At 70.3% G+C, this 13,307-nt stretch carries 14 protein-coding genes; 1 reads left to right on the forward strand and 13 read right to left on the reverse strand.

Annotation, left to right across the window (positions count from 1 at the left end; translation table 11 throughout):
• Nucleotides 1-850: 850 nt before the first annotated feature.
• The 13 genes from AB0C17_RS25005 to glyA all read right to left on the reverse strand — a co-directional run bounded on the left by AB0C17_RS25005 (nucleotide 851) and on the right by glyA (nucleotide 11,802).
• A complete protein-coding gene (locus tag AB0C17_RS25005; RefSeq protein WP_357383913.1) occupies nucleotides 851-1,306 on the reverse strand; it encodes a DUF2550 domain-containing protein in 456 nt (151 codons plus the stop codon).
• 12 nt (nucleotides 1,307-1,318) lie between these two features.
• The gene (locus AB0C17_RS25010; RefSeq protein ID WP_357383911.1) at nucleotides 1,319-1,597 is read right to left on the reverse strand and encodes a F0F1 ATP synthase subunit epsilon; all 279 of its coding nucleotides are present in this window, start codon (nucleotides 1,595-1,597) and stop codon (nucleotides 1,319-1,321) included.
• Between the two features lie 109 nt (nucleotides 1,598-1,706).
• The gene (locus AB0C17_RS25015; RefSeq protein WP_357383932.1) at nucleotides 1,707-2,852 is read right to left on the reverse strand and encodes an LCP family protein; all 1,146 of its coding nucleotides are present in this window, start codon (nucleotides 2,850-2,852) and stop codon (nucleotides 1,707-1,709) included.
• A 215-nt stretch (nucleotides 2,853-3,067) separates the two neighbouring features.
• Nucleotides 3,068-4,513 carry a F0F1 ATP synthase subunit beta gene (atpD, locus tag AB0C17_RS25020; RefSeq protein WP_357474674.1) on the reverse strand — a complete coding sequence of 482 codons (1,446 nt, stop codon included), beginning with the start codon at nucleotides 4,511-4,513 and terminating at the stop codon, nucleotides 3,068-3,070.
• Entirely contained in the window at nucleotides 4,513-5,442 is a 930-nt protein-coding gene (locus tag AB0C17_RS25025; RefSeq protein ID WP_354871302.1) for a F0F1 ATP synthase subunit gamma, read from the reverse strand. The genes atpD and AB0C17_RS25025 overlap by 1 nt, the downstream gene beginning before the upstream one ends.
• Nucleotides 5,443-5,446: 4 nt before the next feature.
• On the reverse strand, nucleotides 5,447-7,096 hold the full coding sequence (gene atpA / locus AB0C17_RS25030) for a F0F1 ATP synthase subunit alpha (protein ID WP_357480688.1): 1,650 nt from the start codon (nucleotides 7,094-7,096) through the stop codon (nucleotides 5,447-5,449).
• Nucleotides 7,097-7,182: 86 nt separating this feature from the next.
• Complete coding sequence (locus AB0C17_RS25035) at nucleotides 7,183-8,004, reverse strand: F0F1 ATP synthase subunit delta (protein WP_357383904.1); 822 nt, start codon at nucleotides 8,002-8,004, stop codon at nucleotides 7,183-7,185.
• Complete coding sequence (locus AB0C17_RS25040) at nucleotides 8,004-8,531, reverse strand: F0F1 ATP synthase subunit B (protein ID WP_357383902.1); 528 nt, start codon at nucleotides 8,529-8,531, stop codon at nucleotides 8,004-8,006. The genes AB0C17_RS25035 and AB0C17_RS25040 overlap by 1 nt, the downstream gene beginning before the upstream one ends.
• Before the next feature lie 29 nt (nucleotides 8,532-8,560).
• Complete coding sequence (gene atpE / locus AB0C17_RS25045; RefSeq protein ID WP_018789141.1) at nucleotides 8,561-8,785, reverse strand: ATP synthase F0 subunit C; 225 nt, start codon at nucleotides 8,783-8,785, stop codon at nucleotides 8,561-8,563.
• 93 nt (nucleotides 8,786-8,878) lie between these two features.
• On the reverse strand, nucleotides 8,879-9,658 hold the full coding sequence (atpB, locus tag AB0C17_RS25050) for a F0F1 ATP synthase subunit A (protein ID WP_043328655.1): 780 nt from the start codon (nucleotides 9,656-9,658) through the stop codon (nucleotides 8,879-8,881).
• A gap of 42 nt (nucleotides 9,659-9,700) precedes the next feature.
• Complete coding sequence (locus tag AB0C17_RS25055; RefSeq protein WP_269704359.1) at nucleotides 9,701-9,922, reverse strand: hypothetical protein; 222 nt, start codon at nucleotides 9,920-9,922, stop codon at nucleotides 9,701-9,703.
• 159 nt (nucleotides 9,923-10,081) lie between these two features.
• A complete protein-coding gene (locus AB0C17_RS25060; protein ID WP_357474669.1) occupies nucleotides 10,082-10,519 on the reverse strand; it encodes a hypothetical protein in 438 nt (145 codons plus the stop codon).
• Nucleotides 10,516-11,802, reverse strand: coding sequence for a serine hydroxymethyltransferase (gene glyA / locus AB0C17_RS25065; RefSeq protein ID WP_357383897.1), 1,287 nt, complete (start codon nucleotides 11,800-11,802; stop codon nucleotides 10,516-10,518). The genes AB0C17_RS25060 and glyA overlap by 4 nt, the downstream gene beginning before the upstream one ends.
• A gap of 35 nt (nucleotides 11,803-11,837) precedes the next feature.
• On the opposite strand from glyA, the gene AB0C17_RS25070 reads away from it, so the two are divergent.
• Nucleotides 11,838-13,304 (forward strand): SDR family oxidoreductase, encoded by a 1,467-nt coding sequence (locus AB0C17_RS25070; RefSeq protein ID WP_357480691.1) that lies wholly within the window; start codon nucleotides 11,838-11,840, stop codon nucleotides 13,302-13,304.
• Nucleotides 13,305-13,307 lie beyond the last annotated feature (3 nt).

The following is a 13,307-nucleotide window of genomic DNA, read 5'->3' on the forward strand; positions in this document are numbered from 1 at the left end:
GCCGAGACCGGCTTGGCCGCGTGGGTGGTGTCCGCCGCGTGGGCCGCGACCGGACCGGCGAACACGCCACCGGTGAAAGCCAGACCAGCGATACCGAGAATGCTCTTACGCAGGATCGTGTTCATGAGGGGGCTCCATTCGGGGGTCGACGCACCCGGGGGAAGGCACGTGGCACCGTCAGGCGCTCAAAAAGTCTCGGGGGATCCGGCTGCTCGCGGGGCAGGGGGTGCCACGTCGCGGCGCCGGAACCATGTCCAACGACCGGCAGCCCGGGATGATTCCCGGACCTTCACGGATACCGCCCCGCCTGGGGCGAGCCCTTACTCGGTCGTTCACCCGGTTACAACGCCACCGACCCGCCGACGATTCCACCCCCAGAGTGCCACCCACCACCCCCGAACCAGACACCCACCCCAAACCCCCAAGCCCGCCCCCAGCACCGCGCCCTGCCACCTGTGATCAAGGACTTTGCGGCAGCTTTCTGCGCCAACGAGAACGCAAACCCCTTGATCACCGGCGAAATCCCCCCGGGCACCCGCCGAGTGCGGTCGATCATGAGGCTGACGGCAGCTGGTGTCCGGTTTGTCGCCGCCAACCTCATGATCGACCGGGCTGGAGGCGGTCGCCGAGGACTGGGCGGCAGGGACGAGAAGCCGGCGAAGAAGAACGGGGACGAGAGCCGACCCCGGGAGGTCCTCCGCGCGATCTTGCAGTTTTGGCCTCTGGCATGCCCTGTTTGCGAGGTTTGTGGGGTACGCAAGTGCAAGATCGCGCGGGGCTGGAGGAGGAGGTCCGCGGTGACGGGGTGGGTGGGGCTCGGCGGCGCTGTTGGTTGCGCGCGCGGGGACGGTCAGGCGGCGGGCCAGTCCTGGGAGGCCAGACGCGGCGAGACCGCCCCGGGTGGGGCGGCCTCGAGCCAGGACAGGAATCCGGTGACAGTGGATCGCGCCATGGCGATCTCGATCGGGGCGTGGTGGCTGGTACAGCGCAGGATCACCCACTCGGCGGGCATCGACATGCACTCCTGCCCCTCGGGCAGCCGGCGGCGCTCGACCGCCAGCCCCTTGCGCGAGAGCACCCGCTTGGGACGCAGCGCGAAGCTGAACATGCGATACCAGCGGAGCTCGTCGCCCACGAAGCGACCGAACCCGGGTGACCAGCCACGACCGTCGAGGATCGTGTTGACCCGGACGCTCAGCCGGATGATGCCACCGCTACGGGTGAACAGGGCCCGCCGGATGAAGAGGATCAGAAGCGCGACGACGACGATCGCGAAGCCGATTCCGATCCCTTCGACGATCTCCATCGGCGGGTCGGCTCAGCGGGCCGGGGTGGCGGGGGTTGCGCTCTCGGCGAGGACTGTGACGCCCTCACCGGTCACCGACAGGAAGCCGCCGTCCACGTCGAACGCGATCTGCTGGCCACCGGCCTGCTTGATGCGTACCTGGCTGGGTTCGGCGAGCTGGCCGAGCAGCGGTGCGTGCCCTGGCAGCACACCGAGCTCACCCTCGGTCGTCCGCGCGACGACCATCTCGGCCTCGCCGGTCCAGACCTTCTCCTCGACGGCTACGAGCTCGACGTGAAGCTGCTGTGCCACGCTGTCTCCTTGCTGCGGCGGCGGATTGCCGAAAGTCTAGTCGCGCCCCCGCAGCCCACCCAACGCGGGTGGTGAGAGCCCTGCCACCACGGCCCCGCACCCGCTCAGGCTACTTGGTCTTCTGGATGAAGTCGGGGTGCTCCAGCAGGAACGCGTCGAGCTGTTCGGTGCGCAGCGCGGTGAAGAAGTCCTCCGCCGGTTCGAGCAGTTCCTCGCCCCGGTAGTTGCCGCCGGTGCCGATCGAGCCGCCCGGCAGCTTGATCGTCTCGATCGCGTCGGGGCGGATGTCCTTCAGGGCCAGCCCGAAGTCCACCACGCTGTTGCCCCGGCCGTTGAACACCAGTGACTTCCCGGCGGCGCGCAGCACCCGGTCCAGCTTGACCGGGTTGGTCACCACGTCGGCGCTGAACGCCTGGCTCGCCATCGCCTTGACGAACTGCTGCTGGTGCCGCTGCCGGCCGTAGTCGCCGTCCGGCACGCCGTTCTTGGGGTAGCGCTGCCGGACGTAGTCCAGCGCCTGCCAGCCCTTGAGGTGGGCGTTGCCCTTCTTGTACACCGCCTGCGGTCCGAGGTAGCCCCCGCCGCCGGGCCTGAGCTGGCGCGGCGTGCCGTCCGGCTGGAGGTGCTCGGAGCGCACCTCCCGCTCGATGTACATGTCGACACCGCCCATGGCGTCGACGATCTTCTTGAAACCGCTGAAGTTGATGATCGCCCCGGCGTCGAAGCGCTTGATGCCGGTGACGCCCTGCACGGTCTTGGCGAGCAACTCGAAGCCCTGAACGGTGCTGGGGTTCTGGCCCGGCACGTTGCTGCCGTGCGACATGGCCGCGTTGAGCCGGTCGTTGGCGCCGGCGTACTCGGCCTTGGGGAACGCCGGAATGTCCACCCGCAGGTCGCGTGGGAGCGAGAAGAGATAGCCGCGGTCCATGCTGGCGGGCACGTGCAGCACCATGATCGAGTCGGCCAGTGGCCGGGCGGTGGACGTCCGCGGGTCCACGCCGACGAGCAGGATGTTGAGTGGCCCCTTGATGTCGCTCTTCTTCTCGTTGGCGCCGGCGGCCTGGTCGCCGAAGAGGTCGGCCTTGCCCACCGATCCCTCGTAGCGGGCGACCAGGGCACGTGAGCCGATCAGCACGGAGCCGCTGAGCACCACCATGACGATGCCGAGGATGGTGCAGACGCGGGCCCACCGGGGCACGCCGCGCCACATGGACCGCTTGCCGCGATCCGTGCCGCCCTTACCGCCCACGAGCATCTCCAATCGTCGCGCCCTCGGGTAGGAAGACGGGCACGGGGGTCCGTTTGGTTGCAGAGATCAACGGCCGGGATGTGAAGTCGTGTCAGAAACGGTAGCGCGTGATCCGGCGAACCGCTTGCCGGAGAAGCGGGCATCTGATAGAGCGCTGCGCCGAACAGGCGAGGGCCGCCCCGGCTTCCGCCGGGACGGCCCTCGTGGGTGTGAGCGGGCTCTCAGCCCTCCTCGCCCATCAGCTCCTTGGCCTTGGCCCGGAGGTCGTCCAGGCCGCCGCACATGAAGAACGCCTGCTCCGGGAAGTGGTCGAACTCCCCCTCGCTGATCCGGCGGAAGGCGTCGATGGTCTCGGAGATCGGGACCGTCGAGCCGGGTACGCCGGTGAACTGCTCCGCCGCGTACGTGTTCTGCGAGAGGAACCGCTCGATCCGGCGGGCGCGCCCGACGGTGAGCTTGTCCTCCTCGGAGAGCTCCTCGATACCGAGGATGGCGATGATGTCCTGCAGGTCCTTGTAGCGCTGCAGGATCCGCTTCACCTCGGTGGCGACGGCGAAGTGCTCCTCGCCGACGAACTCCGGGGCGAGGATCCGGGACGAGGACGCCAGCGGGTCCACGGCCGGGTAGATGCCCTTGTCGGAGATCGACCGCTCCAGGTTGGTGGTCGCGTCGAGGTGGGCGAACGTGGTGGCCGGCGCCGGGTCGGTGTAGTCGTCGGCGGGCACGTAGATCGCCTGCATCGAGGTGATGGCCTGGCCCCGGACGGAGGTGATCCGCTCCTGGAGCTGGCCCATCTCGTCGGCCAGGGTCGGCTGGTAACCCACGGCGCTCGGCATGCGGCCGAGCAGCGTGGAGACCTCGGAACCGGCCTGGGTGAAGCGGAAGATGTTGTCGATGAAGAGCAGCACCTCCTGCTTCTTCACGTCACGGAAGTACTCCGCCATGGTGAGCGCGGACAGCGCGACCCGCAGCCGGGTGCCCGGCGGCTCGTCCATCTGGCCGTACACCAGGGCGGTCTTGTCGATGACGCCCGACTCGGTCATCTCGGCGATGAGGTCGTTGCCCTCGCGGGTGCGCTCACCCACGCCGGCGAAGACAGAGGTACCACCGAAGTTCCGGGCCACACGGGTGATCATCTCCTGGATGAGCACCGTCTTGCCCACGCCGGCACCGCCGAACAGGCCGATCTTGCCGCCCTTGACGTACGGGGCGAGCAGGTCGATGACCTTGATGCCGGTCTCCAGCATCTCGGTCTTCGGCTCCAGGTCCGCGAAGGCCGGTGCCTTGCGGTGGATGCCCCACCGGTCGTCGGCCTCGATGGTCTCGCCCTCGGTGAGGTTGAGGCACTCGCCGATCGCGTTGAAGACGTGGCCCTTGACCGCGTCACCCACCGGCACGCTGATCGGCGCCCCGGTGTCGCGCACGTCGGTGCCGCGGACCAGACCGTCGGTCGGCTGCATCGAGATGGCGCGGACCAGGTTGTCACCCAGGTGCTGGGCGACCTCCAGGGTCAGCGTCTTCTCACCGCCGGAGAGGGTCACGTCGACGTGCAGGGCGTTGAACAGCTCCGGCATGGCGTCGCGCGGGAACTCGGCGTCGACGACCGGGCCGATGACCCGGACCACGCGACCCGTGGCCGTCTTGGTCTCAACTGCGGATACAGTCATCACACTTCACTTCCCGACGCGGCCAGCGCGTTCGCGCCGCCGACGATCTCACTGATCTCCTGGGTGATCCCGGCCTGACGGGCCGAGTTCATCTCACGCGTGTACTTCTCGATCATCTCTTCGGCGTTGTCGGTGGCGCTCTTCATCGCCCGCCGGCGGGCGGCCGACTCGCTGGCCGCCGACTCCAGCAACGCCGCGAAGATCCGCGTGTTGATGTACTTCGGCAGCAGGGCGTCGAGCAGCGACTCCGGCTCCGGCTCGAACTCGTACGCCGGCAGCGCGCCCTCGGACCGCGGCCGGTCCTCGACCTGCATCGGGCCGATGATCCGGGTCACCGGGTTCTGCGTCATCAGGGACTTGAACTCGGTGTAGACGATGTGCAGTTCGTCCACGCCGAGGATCCCGTCGGCACCGGCGTCCCCGTCCGTGTCGTCCGCGCCGGCGGTGAACGCCTTGATCAGCGTGTCACCGACCTCGCGGGCGTCGGCGAACGTCGGCTGCTCCGAGAAGCCGGTCCAGCTTCCCGCGATCTCCCGGCTGCGGAACCGGTAGTACGCCACGCCCTTGCGGCCGATGACGTAGAGCACCGGCTCCTTGCCGTCGGCGCGCAGCCGGGCGATGAGCGACTCGGCGGTCCGGATCGCGTTCGAGCTGTAGCCACCGGCCAGACCCCGGTCGGCCGTGACCAGCAGGACGCCCGCCCGCCGCACCCGCTCGCGCGAGGTGAGCAGCGGGTGGTCGATCCGCGCGTTCGAGGCCAGCGCCGTCAGCACGCCGGTGATCGCCTCGGCGTACGGCAGCGAGGCCGCCACCTTGGCCTGGGCCTTGGCGATGCGGCTCGTCGCGACGAGCTCCATCGCCTTGGTGATCTTCTTCATCCCCTTGGCGGAACGGATCCGCTGCCGGAGAACGCGTACCTGGGCGGCCATCGGATCAGCTCTCGGCCGGGCGCTCGGCGCCGTCGCGCAGGCGGGTCACCGTCTCGCGGGACTGCTCACCCTCCAGCGGCTTGGCCGGCGCCTCGTTGATCCGGACCTCCTCCTCCTTGCCCAGGAAGAGCTGCTTGAACTCGGTGATCGCCGAGTCGAGCGAGGAGATGATGTCGTCGCCCCACTTGTGGTCCGCGATCGAGGCCAGGACACCCTCGTGCTTGTGCCGGAGGTACTGCAGGAACTCCGACTCGAAGCGGCGCACCTCGCCGACCGGGACGTCGTCCAGCTTGCCCTCGGTGCCGGCCCAGACGGAGACGACCTGCTCCTGCACCGGGTAGGGCGAGTAGTTCGGCTGCTTGAGCAGCTCGACCAGCCGGGAACCGCGGTCCAGCTGAGCCCGGGAGGCCCGGTCCAGGTCGGAGGCGAAGGCGGCGAACGCCTCCAGCTCGCGGTACTGGGCCAGGTTCAGCCGCAGCGAGCCGGCGACCTTCTTCATCGGCTTCACCTGCGCGGCGCCACCGACCCGGGAGACCGAGGTACCGACGTTGATGGCCGGCCGGACGCCCTGGTTGAACAGGTCGGTCTCCAGGAAGATCTGGCCGTCGGTGATGGAGATGACGTTGGTCGGGATGAACGCCGAGATGTCGTTCGCCTTGGTCTCGATGATCGGCAGGCCGGTCATCGAGCCGCCACCCAGCTCGTCGGAGAGCTTGGCGCAGCGCTCCAGCAGACGCGAGTGCAGGTAGAAGACGTCACCCGGGTAGGCCTCACGACCCGGCGGGCGGCGCAGCAGCAGCGACACGGCGCGGTACGCCTCGGCCTGCTTGCTCAGGTCGTCGAAGACGATCAGGACGTGCTTGCCGCCGTACATCCAGTGCTGCCCGATGGACGAGCCGGTGTAGGGCGCGAGGTACTTGAAGCCGGCCGGGTCGGAGGCCGGGGAGGCGACGATGGTGGTGTACTCCATCGCGCCCGCCTCCTCCAGCGTCCCCTTGATGGAGGCGATGGTGGAGGCCTTCTGGCCGATCGCGACGTAGATGCAGCGGACCTGCTTCTTCGGGTCGCCGGAGCGCCAGTTCTCGCGCTGGTTGAGGATGGTGTCCAGGGCGACGGTGGTCTTGCCCGTCTTCCGGTCACCGATGATCAGCTGACGCTGGCCGCGGCCGATCGGGGTCATCGCGTCGATGGCCTTGATGCCGGTCTGCAGCGGCTCGTCGACCGACTTGCGGGACATCACGTTCGGGGCCTGGAGCTCCAGCTCACGGTAGCCCTCGTTGGCGATGTCACCGAGGCCGTCGATGGGCTCGCCGAGCGCGTTCACCACGCGGCCGAGGAACGCGTCACCGATCGGCACCGAGAGCACCCGGCCGGTGCGCTTGACGCGCTGACCCTCTTCGATCCCGCCGAAGTCACCGAGGACGACGACACCGATCTCCCGGACGTCGAGGTTCAGCGCCACACCGAGCGTGCCGTCCTCGAACTCCAGGAGCTCGTTGGTCATGGTCGAGGGGAGGCCCTCGACGTGGGCGATGCCGTCACCGGCGTCGGCGACGGTGCCGACCTCCTCGCGGGAGACGTCGGCCGTGTAGGAAGAGACGTAGCGCTCCAGGGCGCCGCGGATCTCCTCCGTCGAGATGGTCAGCTCGGCCATCCTCTGCTTCCTTAAGTATCTCAGGGCCCGGGATACCTAGTACCGACCGGTCCGATGGCATCGAATCAGGGCTGCTAAGACGCTGGTCAGCGCTTCGCGAGCGCGTTGCGGGTCTCGTTGAGGCGACGCAGGACGGTGCCGTCGTACAGGTCGGAGCCGACCTGTACGCGCGCCCCGCCGAGCACGTCGGGGTCGACCGTCTGCTTGACGGAGACCTCCCGACCGTACATCTCCGAGAGGCGGGCACCGAGGCGTCGCTCCTCCTCCTCGGTCAGCGGAGCCGCCACGGTCACGTACGCGACCTGACGGTCCCGCCGGTCGGCGGCAAGCTCGACCAGCCGGGTGAGCGCACCGGTGAAGGAGCGTCCCCCGAAGCCGGCGAGCGCGGCCTCGACGAGGCTGACGGTCACCGGCTGGGCCTTGCCGGCGAGCAGCTGCCGGGCCAGTTCGGCCCGCCGCTCGACCGCGGCCATCGGGTCGGAGAGCGTGTTCGACAGCTCGGCGGAACCGGCGACGACCTGCCCGAAGCGGAACAGCTCGTCCTCGACCTCGCCCAGCTCGCCGGCCAGGTCGGCGCTGGCCAGCAGTGCCTCCACGCCCAGGCGCTCGACACCGTCGAGCAGCTCGGTCGGGGCCGACCAGCGGCCGGACACCATCGACGTGAGCAGGTCGAGCGCCTCCGCGCCGATCCGGCCGCGCAGCATGTCGCCGAGCAGACCGGAGCGGTCGGCGCCGGCCCGGGCCGGGTCGGAGAGCGCCCGGCGCAGCCGCGGCTCGCGCCGCAGCAGGGCGGCGACGGAGAGGATGTCGTCGGCGGTGGCAGCCACCGCCGACGGCTCCGCGCCGCGGACGTACGTGTCGAGGCGCTCGGCCCCGGCCCGGTACGACTCCCGGCTGGCGGCCTGCATCAGCGGGCCCCCGTGCTCTCGAGATTGCTCAGGAACCGGTCGACGGTGCCCTTGCGACGCGCCTCGTCGGCAAGCGACTCGCCGACGATCTTGCTGGCCAGGTCCACCGCGATGGTGCCCACCTCGGTGCGCAGCTCGCGCACGATGGTGGCCCGCTCCGCGGCGAGCTGCTCCTTGCCGGCGGCGATGATCCGGTCGGACTCCTCACGCGCCTTGGCGAGGATGTCCTGCCGGATGCCGTCGGCGTCGGCCCGCGCGTCGTCGCGGATCTTGGCGGCGTCGGTACGCGCCTCCGCGAGCTGGGCCCGGTACTGCTCGAGCAGCTGGTTCGCCTCGGCCTGAGCCGCCTCGGCGCGCTTGATGCCGCCCTCGATCGCGTCGACCCGCGCCTGGTACATCGCCTCCATGCGGGGCATGACGAACTTCAGCAGGACGAAGACGAGCAGGGCGAAGGAGATCGTTCCGACGACCATCTCCTGCCAGATCGGCAAGATCGGATTGTGCGCGCCTTCGGCGGCGAGATACATGTCAGACCTCCGGATCGGGGGAGCTCGCGTCAGCTAACGGCGAAGGCGAGCACCAGGCCGAACAGCGCCAGCGCCTCGACCAGGGCGAAGCCCAGCACCAGCCAGGTGCGGTTGTAGCCGGCCGACTCGGGCTGGCGGGCGCTCGACTGGATGTAGGCCGCGAATACCAGGGCCACACCGATACCGGGGCCGATGGCGGCGAGGCCGTAGCCGATGGTGTTGACGTTGCCACCGATCTCGGCAAGAACGTTCATTGCGGGTATTCCTCCTAGTTCACACGTGAGGGCTCACGTGTACGCGGTCGGTACCAGATGCTTGGCCGGGCCGGGTGCCCGCCGAGCCGGATCTCAGTGCTCGTCGGCCAGCGACGTGCCGATGTAGTTGGCGCTCAGCGTGACGAAGACGTATGCCTGCAGCACCGCCACCAGCGCCTCGAAGAAGGCCATCACGATCGCCATCGCGAAGGAGAAGACCGAGGTCGCCTGGACGAAGACGCTGCTCGACCCGAGCATCACGAAGCCGCCGACGGTGAAGACCAGCAGGAGCAGGTGGCCGGCGAACATGTTGGCGAAGAGCCGCAGTGCCAGGGTGACCGGCCGGACGACGAAGTTCTGCAGGAACTCGATCGGAATCAGCAGGAAGTGCATCGGCCACGGCACGCCGGGCAGGATGAGGCTCTGCTTGAGGTACTTCCCGAGGCCGTGCTTGCGGACGCCGACGTAGTTGTACATGACGTACGAGATGGCGGCGAGCACGATCGGGAACGCGATGTGCGAGTTCGGCGAGATCTGCAGGCCGGGCACGATGCTGAAGATGTTTGTCAGCAGGATGAAGCTGAACAGCACGGTGAGGTAGGGCGCGAAGCGGATGCCCGCGTTACCCATCTGCTCCCGGGCGATGTTGTCCCGGACGAGCCCGTAGACCGCCTCCGCCGCCCACTGGCCCTTGCCCGGCACCAGCTTCGGCTTCCGGTACGCGGCCACGAAGAAGATGATCAGCAGCGCGACGGCGATCCAGATCATGATGCTGAACTTGGTGACCCAGGGGCCGGCCACGTCCGGCGGGTAGAAATCCCCGACGCTGGGGGGCCAGGGAAGGTCCTGGGCGACGACCAGCTGTCCGCTCACCGTGTCATCCTCCGCACTCAACAGACCCGCGTGTGCCGGAACTCAGGCACTGAGCCTCTTCATGATCAGGTAGATCGCCCCGGCCGCGCCGAGCATCATGCCGACGGCGACCCCGATGCCGGCTGGCAGACCGAAGAACCGTTCCGCCAACCAGCCGAGGCCACCCCACACCAGAATGCCGGCGAGCAGGTAACCCACGACGGCGCCTGCCACACCCTCCGACGAGTGCTCGTCGGACTTGTGGGAGTGGGGGTCATCGGCCATGACGTGGCGAACAATATCAGCAGGGGCGCGCGGGGATGTGCGGCACCCCCCACACTGCGGGCAGCGTGCGGGCCGTACTGCGGGCGCGTCAACCTCGCGCCACGTTACTCCTGTCGCGCCCGTCAGGGCACCCGCCGTACCGGACACGATTCCGCAAAGTCACTCGTCGTCGTCACGCGGCTTGAAGGTGGGCAGCGGGGACCTCATCGCCCAGGTCAGGTGCGCTCCGGTCCACACCACCACCGCCGCGATGATGGCCACGCCCATGGCCGGCAGGCCGGGCCAGCCGGTGGCCGCCACGGCGGCCATCACCACGCCCAGGATCACGATCTTGGTGGCGTAGGTGACGAGCCCGACCGACATGATCATCCGAGGGTGGACGGCGTCCGCCCAGGCCACCGAGACGCTGGAGATCAGGTAGCTGACGATCACCAGCGCCACGCCGGCCGCGAACCCGGCCGCGCCGGTCGGGCCGCGCAGCAGCGCCGCCGCCGGCACCCCCACCACCGCGAGGGCCGCGCACGCCAGCAGCGGCAGCCGCAGGTGGTTCAGCCGGGACCGGATGGCGCCGGGCTCGCCCGCCCGTGGCGCCGTCATCGGGGGTACGCCGGGAAGGCGGCGACCAGCTCGGCGACCTCGCGGGCCATCCCGGTCAGCGCGTCGGCGCCGCCGGAGGCGCCCGGATCGGTGCGTACCGCGCGCGCGATCAGCCCCGCGATCCGGCGCATCTCGCCCTCCCGCATGCCCTGGGTGGTGACGCTCGGCGTACCCACCCGGATGCCGGAGGCCACCGACGGCGGCCGCGGGTCGTACGGGATGGCGTTCTTGTTGAGCGTGATGCCGGCGGCGTCGCAGCGGGCCTCGGCCTGCGCGCCGGTCACCCCGGTCTCCCGCAGGTCGAGCAGGGCCAGGTGGGTGTCGGTGCCGCCGGAGACCGGCGGCAGTCCCTCCGCGGCCAGCCCGTCGGCGAGCGCGCGGGAGTTGGCGACGACCTGGGCGGCGTACGTGCGGAACTCGGGCTGCGCGGCCTCGCGCAGCGCGACCGCCTTGGCGGCGACGGCGTGCATCAGCGGGCCGCCCTGGGTGAACGGGAAGACCGCCTTGTCGATCCGGGCCGCGAGCGGCTCACGGCAGAGGATCATGCCGCCGCGCGGGCCGCGCAGCACCTTGTGGGTGGTCGCGGTGACCACGTCGGCGTACGGCACCGGGGACGGGATCGCCCCGCCGGCCACCAGGCCGATGAAGTGCGCGGCGTCCACCATCAGGTACGCGTCGACCTCGTCGGCGATCTCCCGGAAGCGGGCGAAGTCGATCAGGCGCGGGTACGCCGTCGCGCCACAGATGATCATCTTTGGCCGGTGCGCCCGGGCCAGGTCGCGTACCTCGTCGTAGTCGATCAGTCCGGTGTCCGGCCGGACGGTGTAGCCGACCGGGTGGAACCACTTGCCGGAGAAGTTCACCCGGCTGCCGTGCGTCAGGTGCCCGCCGTGCGGCAGGTCCATCGCCAGCACCGTGTCGCCCGGCTGGATCAGGGCGGCGTACGCGGCCAGGTTGGCGCTCGCCCCGGAGTGCGGCTGGACGTTCGCGTGTTCGGCGTCGAACAGCTCCTTCGCCCGGGACACGGCCAGTTCCTCGGCCCGGTCCACCTCGGCGCAGCCGCCGTAGTAGCGCCGGCCCGGATAGCCCTCGGCGTACTTGTTGGTGAGCGTGGAACCCAGCGCGGCCAGCACCGCGGGCGAGGTGAGGTTCTCGCTGGCGATCAGTTGCAGACCGCCGCGCAGCCGGTCCAGCTCCCCCAGCACCACCTCGGCGATCTCCGGGTCGACGGTACTGAGCTGCTGGAAGTCCGGCCCCCAGAAGGTGTCCCTCGCGTTCTCCACAGCGAAGGAGTCTACGGAGCCGCACACTGGATGCCGTGAGATGCCTCGTCACCGGTGCGACCGGCTACATCGGCGGACGCCTCGCGCCCCGGCTGCTGGCCGAGGGGCACCCCGTACGCTGCCTGGCCCGCACGGCCGGGCGGCTGCGCGACGTGCCGTGGGCGGCCGAGGCGGAGATCGTCGAGGGCGACCTGCGCCGGCCGGAGACGCTGCCGGCCGCGTTCGCCGGCGTGGAGGTGGCGTACTACCTGGTGCACTCGCTGGGCCAGCGCGGTTTCGAGGCGGCCGACCGGGAGGCGGCGACGAACTTCGCCGAGGCGGCGCGCGCCGCCGGCGTACGCCGGATCGTGTATCTCGGCGGGCCGGAGCCGGCGGAGCGCGACGGCCTGCCCTCGGCGCACCTGCGCTCCCGGGCGGAGGTCGCGCGGATCCTGCTGGACAGCGGGGTGCCGACGGCGGTGCTGCGCGCCGCCGTGATCATCGGGTCCGGCTCAGCCTCGTTCGAGATGCTGCGCTACCTGACCGAGCGGCTGCCGGCGATGGTCACCCCGCGCTGGGTGCGCAACCGGATCCAGCCGATCGCGGTCCGGGACGTGCTGCGTTACCTGGTCGGCTGCGCGCACCTGCCGGCCGACGTCAACCGGGCCTTCGACATCGGCGGCCCGGACGTGCTGACGTTCTCCGACATGATGCAGCGGTACGCCCGGGTGGCCGGACTGCGACCCCGGGTCATCCTGCCGGTCCGCCCGCTCACCCCGTCCCTGTCGTCGCACTGGGTCGGCCTGATCACGCCAGTGCCGAACGCGATCGCCCGGCCGCTGGTGGAGAGCCTGGTGCACGAGGCGGTGGCGCACGAGCACGACATCGCCGGGTACGTGCCGGACCCGCCGGGCGGGCTGACCGGCTTCGACCAGGCGGTCGAGCTGGCGCTCACAAAGGTGCGCGACGCGCAGGTGGAGACGCGCTGGTCGAACGCGAGCGGGCCGGACGCCCCCGCCGAGCCGCTGCCGTCGGACCCGCGCTGGTCGGGCGGCACCGCGTACACCGATGTGCGGCAGCGGACGGTGGACGCGCCGCCGACGGCGCTGTGGCGGGTCATCGAGGGCGTCGGCGGCGAGAACGGCTGGTACTCGTTCCCGCTCGCCTGGTCGGTGCGCGGCTGGATGGACCGCCTGATCGGCGGCGTCGGGCTGCGCCGGGGCCGGCGCGACCCGCACCGGCTCCAGGTCGGCGAGGCGCTGGACTTCTGGCGGGTCGAGGAGATCGTCCCGGGTGAGCTGCTGCGGCTGCGCGCCGAGATGCGGTTGCCCGGCCGGGCCTGGCTGGAGATGCGCGCCGAGGCGGACGGGGACGGCCGCAGCCGGTACGTCCAGCGCGCCGTGTTCCTCCCGCGCGGCCTGCCCGGCCACCTCTACTGGGCGTCGGTGGCGCCGTTCCACGCCGTCGTCTTCGGCGGCATGGCCCGCAACATCGCCCGGGGCGCCGAACACCAGGTTGGTTAGGAA

The sequence above is a fragment of the Micromonospora sp. NPDC048887 genome (genome assembly GCF_040649715.1).
Taxonomy (GTDB): domain Bacteria; phylum Actinomycetota; class Actinomycetes; order Mycobacteriales; family Micromonosporaceae; genus Micromonospora.

Excerpts from the sequence above, each read along its gene's own strand:
- AB0C17_RS25005 (WP_357383913.1), bottom strand. The coding sequence starts at position 1,306 with ATGGAGATCGTCGAAGGGATCGGAATCGGCTTCGCGATCGTCGTCGTC.
- AB0C17_RS25015 (WP_357383932.1), bottom strand. The coding sequence starts at position 2,852 with ATGCTCGTGGGCGGTAAGGGCGGCACGGATCGCGGCAAGCGGTCCATG.
- atpD (WP_357474674.1), bottom strand. The coding sequence starts at position 4,513 with ATGACTGTATCCGCAGTTGAGACCAAGACGGCCACGGGTCGCGTGGTC.
- AB0C17_RS25025 (WP_354871302.1), bottom strand. The coding sequence starts at position 5,442 with ATGGCCGCCCAGGTACGCGTTCTCCGGCAGCGGATCCGTTCCGCCAAG.
- atpA (WP_357480688.1), bottom strand. The coding sequence starts at position 7,096 with ATGGCCGAGCTGACCATCTCGACGGAGGAGATCCGCGGCGCCCTGGAG.
- AB0C17_RS25035 (WP_357383904.1), bottom strand. The coding sequence starts at position 8,004 with ATGCAGGCCGCCAGCCGGGAGTCGTACCGGGCCGGGGCCGAGCGCCTC.
- AB0C17_RS25040 (WP_357383902.1), bottom strand. The coding sequence starts at position 8,531 with ATGTATCTCGCCGCCGAAGGCGCGCACAATCCGATCTTGCCGATCTGG.
- atpE (WP_018789141.1), bottom strand. The coding sequence starts at position 8,785 with ATGAACGTTCTTGCCGAGATCGGTGGCAACGTCAACACCATCGGCTAC.
- AB0C17_RS25055 (WP_269704359.1), bottom strand. The coding sequence starts at position 9,922 with ATGGCCGATGACCCCCACTCCCACAAGTCCGACGAGCACTCGTCGGAG.
- AB0C17_RS25060 (WP_357474669.1), bottom strand. The coding sequence starts at position 10,519 with ATGACGGCGCCACGGGCGGGCGAGCCCGGCGCCATCCGGTCCCGGCTG.